Origin of the sequence: Streptomyces sp. NPDC058812 (assembly GCF_042744565.1) — a bacterium.
In the GTDB taxonomy this organism is placed as follows: domain Bacteria; phylum Actinomycetota; class Actinomycetes; order Streptomycetales; family Streptomycetaceae; genus Streptomyces; species Streptomyces thinghirensis.
This window is the reverse complement of sequence record NZ_JBHYOB010000011.1, coordinates 109,264-132,972: the sequence shown is the minus strand read 5'-3', so window position 1 is coordinate 132,972 and position 23,709 is coordinate 109,264. Positions and strand designations below refer to the sequence as shown.

Below are 23,709 nucleotides of genomic sequence, written 5' to 3'. Positions count from 1 at the left end.
CGCGCTCTTCGCGAAACGAACGCCCCGGCATCATTTCGATGTCGGGGCGTGCGTACGTTCGGCCGGGCACGCCGGACTGTCGGTGCCGACCGATAGGCTGAACGCATGACGCGAGCCGAGCAGCCAACGGCCCCTCACCCCGCCCCGGACGACGCCCTGGTCGCGGACTCCCGCGAGCGCGCCGTCCGCGCCCTGCTGCGCCGCCCGCAGCTGAGGCGGTTGTGGAGCGCACAGCTCGTGGGGGGTGTCGGCGACATCCTCGCCCTCCTGGTGCTGGTCCTCCTCGCCGTCCAGGCCGCGATCGGCGCGGGCTCGTTCGGCGGCGGCTACCGGGGCGTGGCGTTCGCAGTGGCGACCGTTTTCGGCGTACGCATCCTGGCGACGCTGCTCTTCGGTGCCGTACTTCTGGGGCCCCTCACTTCACTCACCTCGCATGACGGCCCGCTCGACCGCCGCTGGACCATGGTCGGCGCCGACGGGCTGCGGGCCGCGCTGCTGATCGTCGCGCCCCTGTGGATCGACTGGACGCCGGACGACGCGCTCGCCGTCCTCCTGGTGACCGTCTTCGTCACCGGCGTCGCCGAGCGTTTCTGGACGGTGTGCCGGGAGAGCGCGGCGCCCGCGCTGCTGCCCGCCCCACCCCCGGAGGGCGCGACGGTACGACCGCTGCCCGACCACATGGACGCGCTGCGCCGCCTGTCGCTGCGTACGGGCTTCGTGGCGGTCCCGCTCGCCGGTGCCGTGCTGGTCGTCGCGGGGCTGCTCAACAACCTGCTGGGCGCCGGTGTCGACTGGTTCGCCGAGCACCAGGCGGCGCTCGGTTCGTATGTCGCGGCCGGGCTGTTCGCCGCCTCCCTGTCCGTGGTGACCTTCCTGGAGCTGCCCGGCGTCCGCACCCCGCGCGCGCGGTCGCCGCTGGAGGGCATGCGCCGTCCGAAGAGCGACTCGGGTGTCGACAAGGGCCGCACCGGCGCCCTCCCGCTGCTGGTGCTCGCCTGCGCGGCGGTCGCCGCGGTGGTGGCCGCCGCGGTCGCCGTGGCGGTGCTGCACGCCAAGGACCTCGGCGGCGGCCCCGTGCTGTACGGACTGATGGTGGGCGCGCTGACCGGCGGTGTCGTCGTCGGCATCCGCACGGCCCCCGCCCTGCTGCCCTCCCTGTCCCGTCGGCGGCTGCTGGCCCTGGCGATCGCCTTCGCCGGCGTCGCCCTGCTGGCCGCCGGCCTCGTTCCGGACGACACCTCCGTGCTGCTGCTCCTCGCGCTGGCCGGAGTCGGCGCCGGCGTCGCGGCCAACACCGGGCACACGCTGCTCGACCAGGAGACCGAGGATCACCGCCGGACGCGCACGACCGAGCACCTGCACGCGGTCGTCCGGGTCTGCGTGGCGCTCGGCGCGGTCGTCGCGCCCGTGGTGGCGGCGGCGATCGGACCGCACCGCCTGGAGAATGGCAAGTTCGTCTTCGCGCACGGCGGCGCCGCGTTCGTCCTGATGCTGGTCGGCGCGCTGCTGCTGCCGGTGGCCGCGCTGGTGCTGGCCAAGGTCGACGACCGTTCCGGCGTACCGCTGCGGCACGACCTGCGGGACGCGCTGCTCGGCGGCGACGACCCGGTGCCGATGCCCGCGACCGACGGCTTCTTCATCGCCCTGGAGGGTGGCGACGGCGCGGGGAAGTCCACCCAGGCCGAGGCACTCGCCGAGTGGATCAGGGGCAAGGGGCACGAGGTCGTGCTGACGCGCGAGCCAGGGGCGACCCCGGTGGGCAAGCGCCTGCGGTCCATCCTGCTGGACGTCTCGAGCGCCGGTCTGTCGCACCGCGCGGAGGCGCTGCTGTACGCCGCCGACCGCGCGGAGCACGTCGACACCGTGGTCCGGCCCGCGCTGGAGCGCGGTGCCGTGGTCATCTCCGACCGGTACATCGACTCCTCGGTGGCCTACCAGGGCGCCGGCCGCGACCTGTCGCCGACCGAGATCGCCCGCATCAACCGCTGGGCCACCGACGGGCTCGTTCCGCACCTGACCGTCCTGCTGGACGTCGCGCCGGAGGCCGCCCGTGAGCGGTTCACCGAGGCGCCGGACCGGCTGGAGTCGGAGCCCGCCGAGTTCCACGCGCGCGTGCGCTCCGGTTTCCTGACCCTGGCCGCGGCCGACCCCGGGCGCTACCTCGTCGTGGACGCGGGCCAGGAGCCCGAGGCCGTCACCACCGTCGTACGCCACCGGCTCGACCAGGTGCTGCCGCTTTCCGAGGCTGAGATCAAGGCCCAGGAGGAGGCACGCCGCAAGGCCGAGGAGGAAGCGCGCCGCAAGGCCGAGGAAGAGGCCGCGCGCAAGGCCGAGGAGGAGCGCCTGGAGCGCGAGCGCCTCGAACAGCTGGAGCGGCTGCGCGCCGAGGAGGAGGAGCGCAAGCGCCGCGAGCTGGAGGAGGCGCAGCGGCGCGAGGCCGAACGGCAGGCCGAAGAGGCCCGGCAGCGGGCCGAGGAAGCGCGCCGCAAGGCCGAGGAGGAGCGGGCACGGCTCCTCGCGGAGGAGAAGGCACGGGCCGAGGAGGAGGCGCGGCGCCGGGCCGAGGAGGAACGGCGGCGCAAGCAGGCCGAGGAGGAGGAGCGGCTGCGGGCCGAGGCCGAGGCCCGGCGCCTGGAGAAGCAGCGCAAGGCCGAGGAGGCCCTGATGCGGGCCGAGGAGGCACGCCGGGCGGCGGAGCAGGCGGCGGCAGCGGCCGCGGCGGGTCCGAGGCCGACGGTGCCTCCCGCGGCGGACGCGCCCCGGCCGAAGCCGGCCGCTCCGGCCCCTTCGGACGCGGTGACCGTGCCGACGCCGGTCGTGACTCCGACGAACGCCTCCGGCGGGCCGGTGGAGGACACGGCGGTACTGCGGCCGGTGCGGGACGCGGCCGATGCTCGGGACGCGGCCGTCTCGCGGGACGACCGGGGCGGCGCCGAGGACGACACCCGGGGTGGGCGCGGCGACGACGGCCGGGCGTTCGGGGTGTCCGAGGCGCCCGCATCCGAATCCGCATCCGAGTCCGAGGCCGAGTCCGAGTCCGAGGTGACGACCGAACTGCCCAAGCCGCCGGTGCCGCCCGGCCCGGCGGACGAGACGGCGGTGGAGCCGCGGGCCGCCGACGAGACGGCGGTGCTGCCGCCCGTGACGCCGGGAGCTGCCGACGAGACGGCGGTGCTTCCACCCGTACGCGGGGACGACCCCGCCGACCGGGTCCCGCCGGGCTACTTCCGGGAGGAGGGCCCGGCCGCTCGCCCCGACCGGTCCGAGGAGTCCCAGGACCGCACGCGCGAGCTGCCCCAGATCGACCCCGACCAGGCACCGCCCCGCAGGCGCCGCTCGGACTGGGCCGAGGAGACACCGCTGGACGACCTGCCGACGCTGGCGGACGAGCTGCTCGGCCCGCGTGACGGCGACCGCGACGGAGGCGGCCGGGGTGACGGCGGCCGAGGTGACGGTAGGCGGGACGACGGCCGTGACGGCGACGAGGGCCGTCGGGGGAAGGGGCGGGGCCGACGCTGACCGGCCGGCCCCCAGGTTTCCGCCCGCCGCCCGCCGCCCGCCGCCCGCCGCCCGCCGCCTCCCCGGGCGCCCCCGGCCCCCGTTGTCAGTGCCGCCCCGCACAATGGAGGACGCGACGCGGAGTACGGAGCGGCGCGGTGGAGCATGACGGAACGTGACGGAAGGGCGGCGTGACCCATGACCGTGTGGGACGACCTCGTCGGGCAGGAGAAGGTGAGCGAACCGCTCGCCGCCGCTGCCCGGGACGCCGACGCCTTCGTCACCGCCGCCGCGGCCGACGGCCCGCTCCCGGAGACGTCGAGCATGACGCACGCCTGGCTGTTCACCGGCCCGCCCGGCTCGGGGGTGACGCAGACGGCGCGGGCCTTCGCCGCCGCGTTGCAGTGCGTGAGCCCCGACCGCGCACTCGGCGGTGTCCCCGGCTGCGGCTTCTGCGACGGATGCCACACGGCGCTCATCGGCACCCACGCGGACGTCAGCACGGTGGTCGCCATGGGCGCGGAGATCCGCGTCACGGACATGCGGGACACCGTCCGCAAGTCGTTCACGTCGCCCGCGAACGGCCGCTGGCAGATCATCCTCGTCGAGGAGGCCGAGCGGCTGAACGAGAAATCCGCCAACGCCGTCCTCAAGGCCGTGGAGGAACCCGCTCCGCGTACGGTCTGGCTGCTGTGCGCCCCGTCCGTCGAGGACGTCCTGCCCACGATCCGCTCCCGCTGCCGCCACCTGAACCTGCGCACCCCGTCGGTCGACGCCGTCGCCGACATGCTCGTACGGCGGGAGGGCATCGAGCCGGACGTCGCCGCCGCGGCGGCCCGCGCCACCCAGGGCCACATCGACCACGCCCGCCGCCTGGCCACGGACCCGGCCGCCCGGGGCCGCCGGGCCGCCGTGCTGAAGCTCCCGCTGCGGGTCGAGGACATCGGCGGTGCCCTCAAGGCGGCCCAGGAACTGGTCGACGCCGCGGCGGAGGACGCCAAGCAGCTCGCCGAGGAGATGGACACCAAGGAGACCGAGGAACTGAAGGCCGCCCTGGGCGCGGCACAGGGCGGCCGGCTGCCGCGCGGCACGGCGAGCGTGATGAAGGACCTGGAGGAGAACCAGAAGCGCCGCAGAACCCGCACCCAGCGCAACAGCCTCGACCTCGCCCTGACCGACCTCACCGCCTTCTACCGCGACGTCCTCGCCCTCCAGCTCGGCTCCCGTGTGGCGATCGCCAACGCCGACGCCGAGGACGCCCTGGATCGTCTCGCCCGCGGCAGCTCGCCGGAGTCCACCCTGCGCCGCATCGAGGCGATCGCCGCCTGTGGGGAGGCCCTCGACCGCAATGTGCCGCCGCTTCTCGCAGTCGAGGCGATGGCGATGGCACTCAGAGCGGGCTGACCCTCCGAAGGCCGGACGCCGAGACGCCGGACGCCGAGACCCCGGACGCGGAGACCTTGGTTGACGGCGTAACTCGTACGAGGCACGTCGAGCACGCAAAGCATCGATGCCGTCGCGGAGAGTTACGCTCGCTGAATGCACACAAGGCGCACTCACCGCAGGACCCGCATCGGCAGGACCCGTACCGGAGCCACGCTCCTGGCCGCCGCGCTGCTCGCCACCGCCTGCTCGGCCGGGGGCGCGTCGACGTCGGCCGGTTCGGCGGCGGAGGCGGCCGGATCGACGGAGGCGGCGAAGGCGTCCCTGGCCGCGCTGCCGCAGGCCACGCCCTCCGCGCTGTCGCCGTACTACGAGCAGAAGCTGAGCTGGCGCGACTGCGGTGTTCCCGGCTTCCAGTGCGCCACCATGAAGGCCCCGCTCGACTACGCGAAGCCGACCGAGGGAGACGTCCGGCTCGCCGTGGCCCGTAAGAAGGCCACCGGCCCGGGCAAGCGGCTCGGCTCGCTGCTGGTGAACCCGGGCGGACCGGGCGGTTCGGCGATCGGCTACCTCCAGCAGTACGCGGGCATCGGCTACCCCGAGGAGGTCCGCGCCCAGTACGACATGGTGGCGGTCGACCCGCGGGGCGTGGCCCGCAGCGAGCCCGTCGAGTGCCTCGACGGCCGCGAGATGGACGCGTACACGCGGACGGACGTCACCCCGGACGACGAGGCCGAGGCGGACGAGCTGGTCGACGCCTACCAGGAGTTCGCCGAGGGCTGCGGAGCGGACGCGCCGAAACTGCTACGGCACGTGTCGACCGTCGAGGCGGCCCGTGACATGGACATCCTGCGGGCCGTGCTGGGCGACGAGAAGCTGACCTACGTGGGCGCGTCGTACGGCACCTTCCTCGGGGCGACGTACGCCGGCCTGTTCCCGGACCGGGCGGGCCGCCTGGTGCTGGACGGCGCGATGGACCCGTCGCTGCCCGCACGCAGGCTGAACATGGAGCAGACGGCGGGCTTCGAAACGGCGTTCCAGTCCTTCGCGAAGGACTGCGTACGGCAGCCCGACTGCCCCCTCGGCGGCCAGGGCACCACCCCCGACCAGGTCGGCAAGAACCTGAAGGCCTTCTTCGACGACCTGGACGCCAAGCCCATCCCCACCGGCGACGCGGACGGCCGCAAGCTCACCGAGTCACTGGCCACCACCGGCGTGATCGCGGCGATGTACGACGAGGGCGCCTGGCAGCAGCTACGCGAGTCGCTGACCTCGGCGATGAAGGAGAACGACGGCGCCGGCCTGCTGGTCCTGTCCGACAGCTACTACGAGCGCGAGGCCGACGGCAGCTACAGCAACCTGATGTTCGCCAACGCCGCCGTGAACTGCCTGGACCTCCCCGCGGCCTTCTCCTCCCCGGACGAGGTGCGAGACGCGCTCCCCGACTTCGAGAAGGCGTCCCCGGTCTTCGGCGAGGGCCTCGCCTGGTCCTCCCTGAACTGCGCGTACTGGCCGGTGGAGCCCACGGGAGAGCCGCACCGCATCGTGGCCGCCGGCGCCACCCCGATCGTCGTGGTCGGTACCACCCGCGACCCGGCCACCCCGTACCGCTGGGCCGAGGCCCTGGCCGACCAGCTCGCCTCCGGCCGCCTCCTCACCTACGAGGGCGACGGCCACACCGCCTACGGTCGCGGCAGCACCTGCATCGACTCCGCGATCAACACCTACCTGCTGCGCGGCACCGCGCCGGAAGACGGCAAACGCTGCTCGTAGCCGCCCCGGCAACCGTCCCGTCCGCCCCGGAGCCCCAGCCTCCGGGGCGGGTACGAAGCACCCTCGGAAACTGTGTAGACTTACCGACGTTGCTGATCGCACCATGGTGTCCAGCGCACGCCGCCTTAGCTCAGATGGCCAGAGCAACGCACTCGTAATGCGTAGGTCTCGGGTTCGAATCCCGAAGGCGGCTCAAATTAACCCCAGGTCAGGCTTCTGACCTGGGGTTTCTTGTATTCGTGAGTCTTGAAAACCGGGCTAATCGGTCACCTGCGACCTACGCATTTCAATGCGTAGGTCGCAGGTGACGCTTTCTCGACCCGGCGGGCGAAGTTCCTCTGACCTGCTGTTTCTCTATCTAGGACAGTTGGTCAGGTCATGCAGTGGGTCGCGGTGGACAACCGGTGGACAGGCGCGCTTGGCGCTCCGCAGAGGTCTACCGCTGCCGTCCTAATCATGGTGAAGTGCGCCCCTCCTTCGCTGGGGAATCGGCGGCGTCGAGACTGGCCAGTTCTCACAAGCCTCAAGAGCTGGCCTGCCTCGGAGGCGGCTATGCAGCGAGAGACGGTTGCGATACCCGACGGCGAGCTGGGCGTGGGTGTCACCGCACCGTAGATGAACCAGAGCGACCATGTCCGACGTGCGGCGGTACAGTGTCGCCACTGCGCCCCGATCTCCTGCAGCCTCACGTTCAGTCGCGCTCTTGGTGGACACGGGTGATTTCGCTTGAGAGCCTGTCTACCAGGCGTTTCGTCCTTATACAGGACTGTCCAACTCTCGGCCCGCCAGGCCAGCTTGGAAACGGCTCACTGTTTGGGGCGGTTCAGTGTTCCCTCCGCATGTGTTCCGACAGCCGGTGGATTTGTTTGTCCAGGTTACGTACCTGGGTCGAGTTGCTACCGAAGGCGGCGGTCAGAAGTGGACGAACGGCTTCGAGTTCCGCAAGAGCTTCGTCTAGGTGTTCCGAGGCGGCGAGCATCTGGGCGATGACGAAGCGCGACTCGCGGATTTGGTCTGCGGTATCGCGGCTCGCTGAGGCGTCGGCGTTCTGCACGTAGAAGCGGAGTTGGGGCAGCGACTTATCCGGTTTGTCGACTTCCGCATACGCGTGGCCTGCGTGGTAGGCGCAGTCAAGGACGTACGAGTCGGTCGAGGCCAGATGCTTGCGGTAGGCACGACCGACGACCTCGAAAAGCGTGGCGGCACGGGTGTACTCGCCGGCGTAGAAAAGTGCGGCGGCGAGGAAGTGCCGCAGGCGCAGGTCCAGGAACGGATCGTGGGCGGCGCGGGCGACACCGTCCTCGAGCAGCCGGATGGCCTCGGAGGGATGATCGTTTTCCAGCAGTACCCTTACGTTCGCCTGCAGTTCCTCGGCCTCGGCGTCGGTGAGCTTTCCTCGGCTCGTGGGCTGCTCCCGCTGCCTGGCCGGGGCAAGGAGGGGGCGACGGAATGGACGCGTCGGGTCCCGGTTCTCGTCGCCGCCTGCAGTGGAAACGCTCGGAGTCGATGCCAGGGGCAGCAGAGCCTCGTAGACCGCCTCCGCGGAGGGCCTCTCCCGTGGTTCCTTCGCGAGCATTGACGACAGGAGCGCGCTAAGAGCACCTGGTATGTCGGCCCGTCGGCTCTGGACGGAGGGGGCGGGTGTCTGCAGGTGATGGGCCCGCAGCGGCATGCTGTCGGTCCCGTGAAAGGGCACGTCGCCAGTGAGCAGCTCGTAGAACAAGCAGCCGAGCGAGTAGATGTCCGAGGCGAAGGTCACCGCCTTGCCGAGACACTGCTCAGGCGACATATAGGGCGGGGTCCCGACGGTCTTGTCGATCTGAGTCAGACGTGGCAGCGCGCCGGCGCCGCGCAAGATGGCAATGCCGAAGTCTAGGACCTTGACCAAGCCGCCGTTAACGAGGATCACGTTGGAGGGCTTGATGTCGCGGTGAACGATGTCAACTCGGTGCACATCCGCTAGTACTGCTGCGATCTGGGCCGCGATCGACGCTGCCCATGCCACGTTCGGCGCTGCGGTGTCGTAATCCGTACGGTCGAGCACCGCTTCCAGCGTCGAGCCGCGCAACAACTGCATGACGAGCCACAGCTGCACGCTGCCATCGGGGACGGTTTCAACTCCCGTGTCGTAGACCGCAGGAATCCCGGGATGCTCCAGCTGCGCCGTGGTACGGATCTCGCGTAGGAACCGCTTACGGTCACGTTCCAGACCGTCAAGGATCTCCGCTGCTTCTGGACTGTCCGGCGAAGCCGGGATCGCAGCCGCCGGCGACGGGCGAAGCACCTTGATGGCGACGCGTCGGTCCAGCCGTTCGTCATAGCCGTGGAAGACCTCGCTCATGCCACCGCGGCCGATCGAACCGTCCACGCGGTAGCGTCCTGCGAGCAGAGGTCTTTCGGCTGGATGTTCTGTATCGTCCGTCATGCCCCACTCCTGCCAGAGAGCTCGGAGCATACGGCTCAGCCTGCCCCGCTGCCTGTCTGTTACAGCGATTACTGCTCGATCGCCTGGCCTCCGGTTTCACGACGCATCTCACTGCGAAGTTTCGCGAGGGCTTCGTCCCGCGCTGGTTCGGTGATGATCCGGTAGGCACGCTTGCGAGCCGCCTCCTTGATCGCCTTCTGGAACTCGTTGTTGTCGAAGTACAACTTCATGAAGTCGGTGTTGCGTTCGGCGTTCTCCGCGACGATGTCGTCGAGGCGGTCGTCGGCGACCTGTCCGAAGCGGGCCTCGTCGTTCATGAGCGCGATCTGCTGCATCGAGGTGTCCTCGACCAGGCCGACGACCTGCTGGTAGACCAGGATCTGGTCGGAGGTGCTCAGGTCGAGGCCGAAGCGCTCGTTGAGATCCTCGATGATTTCGGAGAGCGGTTTCACCTCTGGCTCGCGGTAGCCACCGCCGTCGGCGGCGTGCCCCCGGACGTCGCGGTCGCCCGCGGTGGAGAGCGAGACGTTGTGCCGGCCAGTGAACTCGAGCCGGAAATGACTCAGGTCGGCGTCCCCAATGTCCACCGAGGCCGAAGGCCGCCCCGGCAGGCGGATCAGCAGGATCCTGCCGTACTGGTAGAGGCGCTCCAGGTCCCGGTCGCCCCAGTCGACGATCTGGGCGATGAGGCTGTAGGCGCGTACGTAATCCTGCAACGCGCCCCGGAAGCCTTCGCGTTCGTCGTCTGTTTCCAGGGCGTTGAAGCGGTCGAGAGCGGGCTTGAGATACTCGTGGAGTTCGGCATGGAGCTTGCGTTCGGCGGCGTCCGGCATCCGGCCGGGGCCAGCTGCGGACAATACGCGGATGAAGGCTTCCATTTCCGATGCGGCGAGGAGGCCGTATCCCATCACCTCGTGCTGCTTGGTGTAGAGGAGGTTCGGGTCGCTCGGCTCGGTGATGGTCGTCTCGAACCAGTCTTCGAAGGCGGCCTGGACATCGGCAGCCTCGTTGACGAAGTCGAGAATGTGCACGTCATCCTGCGACTTGAGCGGGTGGATGCGGTTGAGCCGGGAAAGCGTCTGCACGGCCGCGACACCGGTCAGCGGCTTGTCGACGTACATCGCGCACAGCAGTGGCTGGTCGAAGCCGGTCTGGTACTTCTCCGCGACGACCAGAAGCCGGTACTCATCCTGGGCACGCGCGACTGCCTGTGGATCGTCGGCCTTGGTGTAGCCGAACCTGTCCGGCAACTGCCCCTCGGGGAAACCGTTGAGCTGGGCCTCCGTGAACTCCAGACCGGCGTCGTCCTTGAGCTGCCCGGAGAACGCGACGAGAGCGCCGCAGTCCTTGTACCCGCGCAGAGTGACGTACGCGCGAATCGCTTGGTAAAGGTCGAGCGCGTGCTGACGACTGCTGGTGACGACCATGGCCTTGGCCCGGCCGCCGAGCCGCCCGGTGATGTTCTCTCGGAAGTCGTCGACGATCAGCCGCGCCTTCTGCTCCAAAGACTTGGGGTGCTGCTCGGCGTATCGGACAAGCTTGGTCTTGGCTTTCCTCTCATCGACATCAGGGTTCGAGATGGCCGACTCGGCCTGGTCGACGGCAGCGTTACGCAGGCGCCACTTGGTGTCATACGTGATGTAGTTGGCGAGCACGTCGAGGATGTAGCCCTCGTCGATCGCCTGCCGCATCGAATAGATGTGGAAGGGCACGTACATGCCCAGCTCGCCGGTGCGCTGATTCACCCGGTCTGGGTCAAAGGTGCCGAACAGCTTGAGGGTGGGCGACTTCGGGGTGGCGGTGAAGGCGAAGTAGGACAGGTTTGGCTGCTTGCCGCGTACCCGTGTCATGTACTCCACGGGGTCCTCGTTCTCCTCGCGAGGGGGAACATTCGAACCGAGTGCTTGCTTGATCTTGATCGCCGATTCGCTGCCCTGTGAGGAGTGAGCCTCGTCGATGATGACCGCGTAGCGCTTGCCGGACAAGCCCATGTCGGTGATCTTCTTCAGCACGAACGGGTACATCTGCAGCGTGCTGATGACAATCTTCGACGTGGAGTCGTCCAGGGAGCTGGCGAGTTGAGTCGAGTCCTCGTCGATCTTCTTGACAACACCAGGGGTGTGGTCGAACTGGAAGATGGTCTTCTGGAGTTGCCGGTCGAGGACCACCCGGTCGGTGATTACGATGATCTTGTTGAAGACCGGCTGATTAGCGGCGTCGAATAGGGTGGAAAGGCGGTGCGCCAGCCACGCGATCGTGTTCGACTTGCCGGAGCCGGCTGAGTGCTGGATCAGGTAGTTGTGCCCGGCCCCGTGCTCCCGTGCGTGGGTGACCATCTTCTGTACGGCGTCCCACTGGTGGTAGCGCGGGAAGATGCGGGGCGAGGTGTGCGGGTTCACCTTCGCGCCCTTCTTGTCCGGGGCCTGGACGTGGATGAAGCGGTGCAGGATCTCCAGCCAGTTGTCGCGCTGCCAGATCTGCTCCCATAGATAGGCGACGCTGTACGAGCCGGGGGCGCCGGCCGGGTTTCCGGCCCCGCCGGACACACCGGGGCCGTTGGAGCCGAGATTGAACGGCAGGAACTGTGTATCGGCACCGCGCAGCCGCGTGGTGATGAAGGCTCGGTCGGGGTCCACGGCGAAGTGGACCAGGGCGCGTTTGGCGAAGAACACGTCGTTCGGGTCGCGGTCGCGGCGGTACTGCGCGACTGCGTGGTCGGCGTTCTGCTGCGTACTAGGGTTCTTCAACTCGGCGGTGGCCACCGGTAGGCCGTTGACGAAGAGCGCCATGTCGAGGGAACGGCGAGGGTGGCGGGTGCTGTAGTGCAGCTGGCGGGCGACGGTCAGCATGTTCGCGTTGTACTCGGCGAGTGCGTCCACGGCCAGGGTGTGGCCGGGGCGGAAGTACACTAGGTCGATCTGCACGCCCCGGTCGCGTACACCCTGGCGCAGGACGTCCAATACGCCCCGCGCGTCGACTTCGGCGGCGACGCGCTCCGCGAACTGACGCTGGGCGGTGTTCTGGTCGCCACCGTAGAAACCGATGAGCCGTTCCCAGGCTTTCGTTTGCGTCGCGCCGATGAAGCGGTACATCTCTCCGGTGTCGATACCGAGCTCGACGTTGAACGTGCCTTGGGCGCGGGACCATCCGCGTGTGAGCAGCTCGGCCTCGATGTTGACCTCAAAGGCGTTTTCGGAGTGGGCTCCGTGGTTCATGCGATGCCCCCGGACGGGGTTGCGGTCGTGATGTCGAACTGGCCAGTGACAGCAGAAGTGATGAGAGTCTGGCGGCGTTCCGCGAGTAGGGCAAGCTGGCCGTCAATAGCATCGGCAGCAGAATCGATTGCCAGATTGCTCGACCGAATAACTTCGACGATGTTTCGCTGCTCCCGGATGTCTGGCAACGGGATCCGCAACCCTTGCAGATCTGGCATGTAAATAGTTTTGTGCGTCGAGCCCATTGCGAGCCTATTCAACAGATCAGTGCGCATCGCTCGGAGGCACCACAGCAAGAAGAATGGGTCGAGTTTAGGTCCACATGTCCAGGTCGCGAGATCCTGACTCGTTGCCATGTCTCGCCCCATGACTGCCGAATATCCAGCTGACGCCGCTGTGCGGCAGAGGACTACCGTACCGCTTGGGTGAATTTCGGCGGAACTGTTCAAGAGTCCCGTCTCGCTGATCTTTTCGCGAGTCTCCGTGAGGACTTCGAGGCGGTCAGAACGCATCTGACTTACTTCGCCCGTCGTGACCCATGGAATTGTGCAATCCATCCACCATTCCGGCTTGTTTCTGCTCGGCGTATGCCCACTTCCCATGCGAGCCACGTGGCCGAGCTTCACTGCTTCCCAGGTAGAAGGAAGGGTCTCGACCCAAGCCAGGGTCGACGGGATACGCTCTCTAATTTCCGATCCAGTTACCGCACTAAAGAGCCCCGCCGCTCGCCGCTCAAGAAGTGCCCGCTTTGCGGCTTCTTGAATAGCCTTCAAATAGTCGATCCGTGCAGTCTCGGCGTCAAGGAAGTCTGCAATGCGACGCTGCTCCGCTAGAGGAGGGAGAGGGATCGGTGATCCGGAGAGACGCTCTCGGTTCAGTTCGATCTGATTGGTCGCGCCTGAAATCAAAACTGAGTAAACGTAGTCTTGGAATGGCGTGGAAATGAACCAATAGTACATGTATCGAGGGTCTATGATTTGTGGATCCGCGCGAGTGACCGTCACGTGTCCGTCGGCAATGCAGGGGCGGTTGTCTGGTCCGGCGGTGAAGTAGCCGACGCGCCCCAGGGTTCCGGTCCCTGTTGAATTGATCAGAACGTCACGAGGCAGCAAGTAGCCTTTGATTTTTCTCGGGTCACCGCTGTAGTTGTGGAAGCGCGTGCGCTCCCAGTCGAGACCGGTGACTTGGTTTGCTGCTTGGCTGATTACTCGGACCGGCCCATTTTCAACGTAGTCGGGCGCCGTGCCTCGATTGAGGAATGTTGAGATGTACTTGAGTGGCGACCAGGACCACGAATCCGGGATCGTGATGTTGAAGCCTGAACTCATGCGGTCACCTCACCCAGCAGCTTCTGGATCTGTGCCTCAAGTTCGCGCAGTTCTGCGTCGATCTCGGCCAGCGGCCGTGGCGGGGTGTACACGTAGAAGTGCCGGGTGAAGGGGATCTCATAGCCGACCTTCGTTTTGTCGTGGTCGATCCAGGCGTCCGGAACGTGCGGAGTGACTTCACGGGCGAAGTAGGTCTCGATGTCCTCGCCGAGCGGGATGTTCTCGTAGTCGCGCAGGTCCGGATCCGGGAGGACCGTTTCGATGCCGGCCTTCTTGACCTTCTGGACCTCACCCTTGGGATCCGAGACGGAGACCGCACCCCAGAGCCCCTTGAGTAGCGCCGCCGTGCCTGGCCACTGTGCACCGTCTGCTGCGATGGCCGCGTGAAGGGCGTCCCGCGCTTCCCGCTTAGTCCACCATACCGAGCCGACCAGTCCGCGCAGCGCCGCTACCATCGCTTCGCGGCCTTCCCACTTGGCCAGGGCCTTCGCGTTCTCCAGTGCCGACAGGGTGTCCTCGGTGATCTCAAAGCGTAGCTTCAGGGGGCGTTCGACGGTGATGCGGTGGTAGCCGAAGTCACGGGTCTCGAAGACCTTGACCTTGGCATGGTCCGGGCGGTTCTCGTCCCCCTCGCCCTTGAGTGCGTCGACGTACATCTCGGTGATGTGCTTGATCTGCTCGTCGTTGATCTGCTTGCGCTTTTCGCCGAAGGACTTACGCATCTTCTCCCACTGGTCACGGGCATCGACCAGAGCCACCTTGCCGCGCAGCTTCTCGGGCTTGCGGTTGGAGAGGATCCAGAAATACGTGGAGATGCCAGTGTTGTAGAAGAGCTGGTCAGGTAGGGCGACTACGCCTTCCAACCAGTCGTTCTCCAGGATCCACTGGCGGATCTTCGATTCGCCGGACTCGGCCGCTCCCGTGAAGAGCGGCGAGCCGTTGAAGACAATGCCCAGGCGGGTCCCCTTGCCCTCGACGGGTTCCATCTTCGAGAGCAAGTGTTGGAGGAAGAGGAATGATCCGTCGTTGATGCGCGGTGTACCCGCACCGAAGCGACCCGCGTGGCCGATCTCGGTCTCGGCCTCGACCTCGTCCTTGACCTTCTTCCACTCCACACCGAACGGCGGGTTGGCCAGCATGTAGTCGAACTTCTGGTCCGGGTAGCCGTCGTCGCTGAAGGAGTTCCCGAAGTAGATGCGGCCGGGCTGGTTGCGCATGAGCATGTCTGCCTGGCAGATGGCCCAGGACTCCGCGTTGAGTTCCTGCCCGAAGAGGTAGACCTTGGTCTTCGGGTTGATCGACTTGATGTGGTCCTCGGCCGCGGTGAGCATGCCGCCGGTGCCGCATGCCGGGTCGAGGATGTTGATGACCTGACCCTCGCCGGCGATGGTCTCGGCGTCCGGGGCGATGAGTAGGTTGACCATCAGCTTGATGACTTCGCGCGGAGTGAAATGCTCACCAGCGGTCTCGTTGGAGTCTTCGGCGAACTTGCGGATCAAGTGCTCGAAGACGTAGCCCATGTCGTGGTTGGAGAGCTTGTCGAGGTCGCGCATCGTGTTGAACTTGCCGACGACCTTGTACAGGATCTTCGCGCCCGCGAGCCTGGTGATTTCGTTGTCCAAGTCAAAGCGGGACAGGATCTTCCGAACGTTCGGGGAGAAGCCGTTGATGTAGTCACGGAGGTTCTTCGCGACGTTCGGGGCGTCCGAGGCGATCGAGGCGAAGTCTTGATCGGAGGTGTTGTAGAAGGGCAGCTTGGCCGCGAGCTCAAGCAGCCGGTCCTTGTTCTGAACCTCCAGCGACGCGTTGCGGGCTCGCACCGCGTCGCGGGTTGGCGCCATCACCGCGTCGAGGCGACGCAGCAACGTGAAGGGCAGGATCACGCGCCCGTACTCATGGCGCTTGTAGTCGCCGCGCAGCAAGTCGGCGACCGACCAGACGTCGTTCGCCATCTTGGTGTGCGTGGGTGCTGAGGTCACAGAACTCTCGTCTCGTCGTCAGCCGGCTTGGCTTCATCAGTGTGCTGCGAGGTGGTGAACTCCGGTGCCAGAACACCGGTGGCCAGCCCAAGGAGGGTCTGCTCGATGACGTGTGTGCTCGTCTTCGCAAGCGTGGTGAGTACGTCTTCGAGCTGCTGGAGGTGGCGGAACGCGTCTCCGTAACGGCGTTGGTCGAAGAGGGGCATACGAGGAATGCGGCAGCGGCGCAGGTCCTCACGGCTGAGTACGCCGAGGGTGTTGGACACCGGCAGTGCGTTGGCGTCGATGCGCAGGAACGTGGCGAGGAAGTGCGCGTCCAGCCGGGTGTCGTCGATCTCGATGACCTGAGCGATGCCGATTTCGTCCTCGGCGCTGCCGGTAGCGACAACCGGCGGGCGGCCGTGCATCCGAAGAAGTAGATCGCCTGCGTGCGGGGTGGTCTCGCGGGAACGGATTCTCAGGGCGCCTGCACGTTCCAGCTCGCCGAAGGTCACGTACACGTGGTGCGTCGGCTTCGGCGGCGCGGCGAAGCGCGGAAGACCTTGGCCGAGGCTCGTGTACATGATCCGCAGCCGGTCGGTGACTCGGCGGAAGTCCTCGGGGCTCGCCTCGGTAGGAGAACTGATGTACCGGGAGGGCAGAAGGCTGGCGTCGCCGTCGAGGATCTCTCGGCGTGGAACGGCGCGGAATCTCGTCGGGTGGGCATCAGAGAAGAGACGTTGCCAGGCGGCGAACTCCTGCGGTACATCAGCAGGGTCGCCCAGTCCCGAGAGATCGACCATGCGCACTGTCTCCGTGGCGACAGCGTCGTAAGGGCGTTGCAGCACCCAAAGACAAAGCCCGGTGTCGGATGCCGATCCCATTCCCTTCGGCAGTGCGATCACATCGCGCAGGACCCCGGAACGTGTCAGCTCAGCGCGGATGTGTTCCCCGGAGGGCTGAAGGCTAGTACGGGGCGTTACGGCGACCACGGCCAGGCCGCGAGGCCGTAGATGGGCGTAGCAATGCTGGACCCAGGCCAGTTCGCCGTCACGTGGAGCAGCGACACCGAATTCCCAGCGCGGATCATCGGCCAGCTCGTCGGCCGGCCACCGGGGGAGGTCGAAGGGAGGCTCGCAGACCACTGCAGCCGCCTTGCCCAGGTAGGCGTCGAGTTGATTGTCCAGAAAGGAGTCGCCGGTGCGGATCTCGTACGGTGCCCCGTGTGCGTTGTTGCGCAGATTGCGGGCGGCGGCGGAGGCGGCTGACTCCTCGATTTCCTGGCCGACAAGATTGACGGCATCCCCGAAGCGGTCCGCGACGGCCAGCAGCAAAGTGGCGTCGGAACAGGCTGGGTCGAGTACCGCAGGTTCGTCCGTGAAACCGACCTCGATCGGTCGTGGCGTTGCGGTCGTGCGTGGCAGCAGCGCTGCCATCACCCTGGCCAGCAACTGCCCGGAGTCCAGGTTCGCGATTCCCAGCCCCGCTTCTGCCGTCGGCAGCTGGTCGCCGTGCGGAACAGGGTACGGCGCTTCTTGGGCCACGCGGTGGGTGCCGGTTTCAGTGCGGCCGGCAGTCGACAGCTGATCGCCCTTGCCGGTGGCTTCCAGCCATGCCTCGACCTCGGTCCGGGAGAACGTCGGCCTGCGCTCGTCACCGCCCACAGGCTGAGGGAACGCGGGGTAGCGACGGCGCCAGTTGGACACGGCGGCACGGCCGACACCCGCCAGCCTGGCGATTGCGGCGGCGGTCATCTCCTCGGACTCGGCTGGGGTCATGACAGTGACCATATCGGGCAGATCTCACCCCCGGCAAGCCCTTGTGTACACCTAAGCCCTCCGTCAACGAGCGTCTGTGAACATCGCTGACCTTAGTCAACATGCTTGCCTTCCGTCGTTCGGTGTGGCTACGGTTCCTTCCGGTGAGAGCCCTTGGTCCGCCGCCTGCACCCGTCACGCCATCACAGCCCCGCACGCCCCAGTCGTCCCTTGGCCTCCTGGCGCCGGACGCGGCACGCCCGCTAACGGAACCGACGTTCCACAGATCGAGCAGATCCCCCGCCCTGAACACGGAGGAATCCCGGTGCACCATCAGCGCAAGGTCCGCACGAGCAGGCGGGAACCCCATCCCTGCCGCCCCAAGCGGCAGACCTCCTGCGGCAAGACCAGGTTTGTCGACCGCATTGCGGCCGACCTCACGCTCGCCGGGATCCGCGCCCGCGGCCGTGCCAGGGGGAAGGACCCCATCCGCTCGTACCTCTGCCCGAGGTGCCACGGCTGGCACCTGACCTCGGCCCCGGCCCGCCGTGTACACGGCGGGCCCCAGATGACGACCCGCCGTCATTAACCGGCCGGAACCAAGTGCCGATGGTTCGAAGGGCACAACCGAACCGTCGGCACCTGCCGCACGCGGTCAGGCCGCTTCGCTGGCCAAGCGAGCTGTATGTGCACCAGAACGTCTCCCTGCCACAACCATCGAAGACGAGGACCCCCGTGACCCTTGAAGTCTCCCGCACCGTGACCCGCCCTCCTACGGCGAAGAAGGCGCCGACCACCCGGAAGAGCTCGCTGCACCGGCTGCGCGCCAAGGGGCCCGATCGAGGCGAGGACCTCAGTGCCTTCGTGCTTCCCCGCTACTTGGACCGCGAAGGCTTCACGAGCCGTCCGGTCAACAAGGATGGCCTCGTCGGCCTGCTCGTCACCGGCACGATCGCCCCGGGCCGGGCCGACTGGTGCGACCCGCTCAGCATCCTGACGGGGCACCCCGTCGCGGAGGAGAACCGGACCTCGCTCGCCCTCTTCCTGGTCCGGACCGAGAACTCGGTGTACGGCATCACCTACGGCATGGGGCACCTGATGATCGACCCGGTCCGGATCGACCCCGGGTTCGGCATCGAGTTCGCCGTCCGCTGCCTGAAGGAGGACCGCATCACCAAGGTCCGCCGACAGGTCATGGACGCCCGTGGCCGCACCGACGAGAACTCCGCCACCAGCGGTGAGCACATCCGAGGCTTCGGCATCGAACAGTTCGGCGAGATCGTCAGCCAGATCTCCGGACAGATCGAGAACGTCCCCCTCACCTTCACCGCAGGGAGTAAGCGGCCGGCCCACGTCACTGGCAACGACAGGTCGATCAAGATACATCTTGGCAACTCGCCCGCCGCCCTCCTCCGTGACCTCCAGGAGATCGAAGCGGTGTGCGCGCGGCCCAACCCGCTGCCCGAGTTCGAGTTCATCGCCCAGGTCCGGCCGCTCAGCCCGAAGAGCGAGCAGGCGCAGAAGCTTGACGTGCGCCTCGACGCCATGCTTGGCGAGGGGCAGACGAGCCGCATGGCGCTTGCTGTGCCCAGCGTGTGCAGGGAACATTTCGAGTTCGCCGAGTCCTTCAAGGTGACGCTCGCCGGTCATGCCGGGCAGCACGCCGAGCTTGACGTCGACCAGCTCGTTGCCGCTGTCCAGCGTCGTCCGGAGGGAGGTCGCCTGCGTGCGCTGCGCGAGGGCCGTATCCAGATGTTCTCCAGCACCGACGACTCCGAAGCGAACAGCGGCAAGGTTCCTGTCGACCACTGGTTCACTGCAGAAGTCCCCGACGGGGTTGCGCACTACTTCTACTGGCAGGGGAAGTGGTACGAGATCGGAGCTGAGTACCTCACCGTTGTCGAGCAGCGGGTCGCCGGTCTCCTCGCCCAGCCTGCCAGCGTCACCATGCCGCCCTGGACCGTCGAGATGTGCGAGACGGGCGAAAGGTGTGGGGTTCCCCAGGGGCACAAGAGGCACAACGTGCATGACGAGGATTGGTACAACAAGGAGGTTGCCGCGCAGGATCGGTATGTACTGCTCGATAAGAACAACGTACACACAGAGCGCCTGCGGGGAGGCGGCCTGGAGATCGCTGATGCTCTCGGGCCGCAGGGTCAGTTCATCTGCGTCAAGAAGGCAGCATCCAGTACCGCCCCGTTGAACCACCTCTTCGCTCAGGGGCGCGCCGGGATCGAGACGGTGCGCTTTGACCTTCAGGCCCGGAAGGACTTCCTCTCGAAGGTGGACAAGCTCTCGCCCAGGCACGCGCTGGACAGGTCGTTCAGTTCACCGACGCTCGTCTTCGGGATCCTGCTCAAGAATGGGGCAGAACTGACTTCGGACTCGTTGTTCGCGTTTGCCAAGATCTCCCTCCTGCATACGGCGACGGCGCTCGAGGGGATGGGAGCTCGCCTCGAAGTCGTCTCGATCTCGCGGACGGCAGAGACTGGGATGGCCCGCGCAACCACGGGCTGAAGCGTACGGTCCACGCCGCCCGAAGCGGGTCCGGCTCTGGTCCCGGCGTCCGCTCGTGTGAGGGACGCCGAGCGGCTGGGCACGGATCGCAATCAGTCGCGAGCCATGTCCCGCGATCGCTGGCCGATCGACAGCTCGAAGTCCTCCAGGCGTGGGAAGAGTAGGTCAGTGCCACGCGCGTTGCCGTTGAACAACAAGCCGGTCTTCGCATCCCACTGGAACGCGAGCGCCTTGGCCTTGTCCGCGAACTGGCCCGCTGGCCGCGTCAGTCCACTACGAGTCAGGACGAGGAGCTGCTTCTCCTCGGCCGCGGCGACGCCATTCAGCCGTTGCACCTCCGAAGTGGACATGCTTCGGGCGGAGTTGTGCCAGGCGATGTGGCGCGAATGTGAGACAAGCGGAGAACTGGAATCGCCCCATTCGACGTCAGCGAGGCCGAATGCCCGGAGCTGGCTCTCTACCCGGCGTACGAGAAGGTCTGGGGGAAGTTCCTGCGGGGCGGCCCGCTCGCCCGCGGAATGGGTGGTTGGCAGGAGTTCTTCCAGCAGGTCAGGGGTGCGCACGCCATCAGGAGCAGCGCGGAACGGAGGAGCGTCAACCGGACTCCACGGGTCGTGGCACTCCCAGCTCGACTCCCTGGTGAGCTCACACGCCAAGTAGGCAATCGCATTAGGCGATACGTCGACGAGGTCGGCGACATCGGGGAGCTTGCCGATACCCTGAGGATCGCCGGCGCCCAGAGGGTCTGCGAGCCGAGCCCACTGCCGTTCACGCGGATCGTAGATGTCAGCCCGCCAGCCGAGGGTCTTGTGGTGGGAGGCGCGGTAGGCGAAGTCGCCGTAGGTGGCGTCGAGGTAGGACCGTGTCCCGGTCCTGGCGATCCCTACTCTCGGATCCCACCATCCATCGGCGTGGTGGTAGAGGAAATAGTGGTTCTTGCCCACAACGTTGTGCACCACCGCGCCGTTGGCGGTCAACTTGTCTGCCAGCTGGACGATCGGCGTGACTTCCGCTTCTCCCCACCTCCAGGGGGACGCGACAGAGCGTCCCTGGACGTGCGCAGATGCGGCGGCGTGCAGGGTATCCACCAGGTTCTCGTCGGACATCCCGTTGAGGGGCAGGATGATCGGCCGACTGCTGATGCCCGGGGCTGTCACGGCCCAGACGTGGATCCCCCCGATCTTCGTGATGGCGAGGAGAGCGCCTTGAGTGTCTCCCAGGTCGATCTTGACGTAATGAGGTGGGATGTCCGGGACCGAGACCGTCGACGTGAGGTCAGGGTGTCTCATTCTGAGGAGGTCGGCCAGGCTCCTGAACTTCAAGTACATGCCGAATGAGGCGACTACGTCGCCGGGCGGGAACTGCAAGGACATCCCCCGGGAGATTCGCAACCACGTTGATTCGTACGGAGATCATGTCACGAGGGCCCTCATGGGGCCCGGGGCAGGGAGATGACTTGTGGGTGCATTGTCGTGCTGATCGCCCATCCCGCGAGAGAACGACGGGCCACCCGTACAACTGTTGGTCCCAGTGGCCCCCGACAGCGCCGGGTGCTCGCGGGAGCGGCTGATCGAACTTGCCGCCGGCGGGACACAGACTTCGACAGGGCCGGTCTGGCTCAGATGCTGGCCGGTGTCGGTAGATTCAGCCATCAGCTGTTCCTGGCATACGGGGTGGATCAGGTCCGGGTTGACGGCGTCCGCGCGCAGTTCGAGGTCTGGCGACAATCACTTCTGAGCCCGGACTCGGAGGGCGCGCGTGCGGCAGGGTCCCGTGCTTCACCCTCACAGCGATCAGGGCCCCCGGATTCAACTGCGCGTTCCGGTCAAGTACCCCCGGTGGCTTGCGCGTCCAGCCGGAACCTCCGAGCCTTGGGGCCCCGGCGTCGCCGGGTCTGCTTTGCGGCAGACGATCACAATCGGTTGCGACCACTCGTACGGGTGAATCTCTTGTTCTGGGAGGTTCTTTCCGAGTGCCTATGGATGACGCTGGTGATCGGCCAGGGGGCGTAAGAGGCTGCGGTATCGATCCGTGTCATGGGGAGGGTGCGGTGACAGAGCGACTCGGGGCGAGCGGCGGTGCGGCCCTCACCCGTGAGGACCTGGTGGCCTTGCCACCTACGGTGGATCTACAGACAGCGAACAGAGTCCTCTCAATAGGGAGGTCTACCGGCTACGGTCTGGCGAAGCGGGGTGAGTATCCGTGCAAGGTGCTGAAACTCGGCAACGCCTACCGGGTAGTGACCGCCGACCTCCAGCGTTTGGTGGGGGTCGAAGACACACCGCAGGAACCGGCGCTCGCGGCACCGCCGTCGGACCGGGGGAAGGCCGCCAGCGGGTATGAAACAAGAACACGACGTTGCTGCTGTCACTGCAGTTGCTGTTCCCTGCGGGACGCGTAGGGGTGCCACGCCCTCAGTGCTGCCTTGTAGGTTTGCAACAGCCAGTGCGGCGAACAGGCGAAGGTAGCACCACTCGTAAGCGAGACGCTTGTGGCGGGCCGCCCAGTGGCCGGAGTCACCCCTACCGGTGGACGGCCGGTGGACAGACGCCTTTGGACAGCGCAACACGAGGTGGCGCGGGACAACTTGCTGCACATGCTCTGACCAGCTCAAACGCTACTTCGCAGCACAGTTTGGCAGCGGTCGGCACAAGCCTTCTCGGTCTCGTAATGCGTAGGTCTCGGGTTCGAATCCCGAAGGCGGCTCGGATCAACCCCAGGACTCACTCGCCGTGACCTGGGGTTTTTCTATTTCGTGACCAAGGGTGCCGATGGGGGCTTCGGCTTGGTCGTTTCAGCCCAGCCGCCGTCGCCAACCTGCGCCAGGCGAGCGGCTTCGACGCCGGACGCCGAGCAACTCCTCTGCCAGCGGGAGGCGGGCCCGTCCGGCTCCGCCGGGCAGTGAGTCCCGCGGCCCGCCCCCGCACAAGGGGAAGCGGCAGGGAAAGCGGCACTGGACTCGCCTGTGCCTTCGGACCGGACCCCCGCTCAGCCGAAGACCTCGCGCGCACCGCAGCTCAGGCCGCGGGAAAATCGGCTGCCAGGCAGGCCAACAGCCGGCCCGGCGCGTCTTCCTGGAGAAGGTGGCCGGCGCCCTCGATCCAGTGCAGCTCCGCGTGCGGAACGCGTTCGTGCAGCCACTCGGCGTACTTCGGAGGAAGAATGCGGTCCTCGCGGCCCCAGACGAGCCGCACCGGCAGCGACATACCGGCCAGCAGGTGCTCGTACGCGACGGTGTCCGCCTGCCTGATCTGGCTGTATTGACGGTAGAACGCCGCTTGCCCCGAGTCCCCCCGCCACGGTGCGAGGAACGCGTCGAGAACTCCCGGCCGGAAGCCGACGTGCGTGGCGTGCCGCAGGTGGCTGGCGACCAGCGCTTCGTGCGCGTACCCCGGAAGCTTTTGGAAGACCTCCTCGTGGTCCAGGAAGAGCTGGAAGAGTCCTCGCTCCCACTCGCCACCGCTCACCGCGTCGAAGAGGGTCAGATCCCGGTAGCTCTTCTCCTCCAACAGCAAGGTCCGAAGCGCCACCGCCCCGCCGATGTCGTGGGCGACAACGCTGGGGCGGGACAGCTCCCAGTGGTCGAGGAGCCGGGCGAAGTTTCTCGCGTGAGCCGCCAGGCTGAGGTCCTGGCCCTCGCGCTGGTCCGACTGGCCGAAGCCGAGATGGTCGAAAAAGTAGACCTTGCGGGTACGGGCGAGGGCCGGAGCGATGTCCCGCCAAAGAAAGGAAGAGTACGGCGTGCCGTGCACCAGCACGATCGGGTCTCCGCTGCCCAAAGTCCCCCACCGCACCACCCCTTCAGGCGTCTCAAATTCCTCGCCAAGTGGCCAGTCCATCACTGGACTCCTCTCC

General features: G+C 67.1%; 11 protein-coding genes, 1 tRNA gene and 1 pseudogene. 6 read left to right on the top strand and 7 right to left on the bottom strand.

The window, feature by feature from the left end; translation table 11 throughout:
* Nucleotides 1-105 precede the first annotated feature (105 nt).
* The 4 genes from tmk (at nucleotide 106) to ACFW48_RS23400 (ending at nucleotide 6,847) form a co-directional block, all read left to right on the top strand.
* A complete protein-coding gene (gene tmk, locus ACFW48_RS23415; RefSeq protein ID WP_386317534.1) occupies nucleotides 106-3,519 on the top strand; it encodes a dTMP kinase in 3,414 nt (1,137 codons plus the stop codon).
* A gap of 177 nt (nucleotides 3,520-3,696) precedes the next feature.
* Nucleotides 3,697-4,902, top strand: coding sequence for a DNA polymerase III subunit delta' (locus ACFW48_RS23410; protein ID WP_386317532.1), 1,206 nt, complete (start codon nucleotides 3,697-3,699; stop codon nucleotides 4,900-4,902).
* A 135-nt stretch (nucleotides 4,903-5,037) separates the two neighbouring features.
* Entirely contained in the window at nucleotides 5,038-6,654 is a 1,617-nt protein-coding gene (locus tag ACFW48_RS23405) for an alpha/beta hydrolase (RefSeq protein ID WP_386317530.1), read from the top strand.
* Between the two features lie 119 nt (nucleotides 6,655-6,773).
* Nucleotides 6,774-6,847 (top strand) — tRNA-Thr (locus ACFW48_RS23400).
* 630 nt (nucleotides 6,848-7,477) lie between these two features.
* Here ACFW48_RS23400 and ACFW48_RS23395 read toward each other — a convergent pair.
* The 5 genes from ACFW48_RS23395 to ACFW48_RS23375 form a co-directional block, all read right to left on the bottom strand.
* Complete coding sequence (locus tag ACFW48_RS23395) at nucleotides 7,478-9,079, bottom strand: protein kinase (RefSeq protein ID WP_386317528.1); 1,602 nt, start codon at nucleotides 9,077-9,079, stop codon at nucleotides 7,478-7,480.
* A gap of 68 nt (nucleotides 9,080-9,147) precedes the next feature.
* Nucleotides 9,148-12,294: a type I restriction endonuclease subunit R gene (locus ACFW48_RS23390; RefSeq protein WP_383648571.1), complete on the bottom strand. Its 3,147-nt coding sequence runs from the start codon at nucleotides 12,292-12,294 to the stop codon at nucleotides 9,148-9,150.
* Nucleotides 12,291-13,622, bottom strand: a complete 1,332-nt coding sequence (locus tag ACFW48_RS23385) for a restriction endonuclease subunit S (protein ID WP_386317526.1) — start codon at nucleotides 13,620-13,622, stop codon at nucleotides 12,291-12,293. Before ACFW48_RS23385 ends, ACFW48_RS23390 begins: the two co-directional genes overlap by 4 nt.
* Nucleotides 13,619-15,574: an N-6 DNA methylase gene (locus ACFW48_RS23380; RefSeq protein WP_386317524.1), complete on the bottom strand. Its 1,956-nt coding sequence runs from the start codon at nucleotides 15,572-15,574 to the stop codon at nucleotides 13,619-13,621. Before ACFW48_RS23380 ends, ACFW48_RS23385 begins: the two co-directional genes overlap by 4 nt.
* A 23-nt stretch (nucleotides 15,575-15,597) precedes the next feature.
* A complete protein-coding gene (locus ACFW48_RS23375; RefSeq protein WP_386317522.1) occupies nucleotides 15,598-17,358 on the bottom strand; it encodes an N-6 DNA methylase in 1,761 nt (586 codons plus the stop codon).
* Between the two features lie 714 nt (nucleotides 17,359-18,072).
* On the opposite strand from ACFW48_RS23375, the gene ACFW48_RS23370 reads away from it, so the two are divergent.
* The gene (locus tag ACFW48_RS23370; protein WP_386317520.1) at nucleotides 18,073-19,854 is read left to right on the top strand and encodes a DUF6119 family protein; all 1,782 of its coding nucleotides are present in this window, start codon (nucleotides 18,073-18,075) and stop codon (nucleotides 19,852-19,854) included.
* Nucleotides 19,855-19,946: 92 nt separating this feature from the next.
* On the opposite strand, the gene ACFW48_RS23365 is transcribed toward ACFW48_RS23370, so the two are convergent.
* A complete protein-coding gene (locus ACFW48_RS23365; RefSeq protein WP_386317518.1) occupies nucleotides 19,947-21,227 on the bottom strand; it encodes a hypothetical protein in 1,281 nt (426 codons plus the stop codon).
* Nucleotides 21,228-21,904: 677 nt separating this feature from the next.
* On the opposite strand from ACFW48_RS23365, the pseudogene ACFW48_RS23360 reads away from it, so the two are divergent.
* A pseudogene (locus ACFW48_RS23360) lies at nucleotides 21,905-22,126 on the top strand (hypothetical protein); the annotation flags it as partial.
* Nucleotides 22,127-22,871: 745 nt separating this feature from the next.
* Here the strand turns inward: ACFW48_RS23360 and ACFW48_RS23355 are convergent.
* Nucleotides 22,872-23,693, bottom strand: coding sequence for an alpha/beta fold hydrolase (locus ACFW48_RS23355; protein WP_386317516.1), 822 nt, complete (start codon nucleotides 23,691-23,693; stop codon nucleotides 22,872-22,874).
* Nucleotides 23,694-23,709 lie beyond the last annotated feature (16 nt).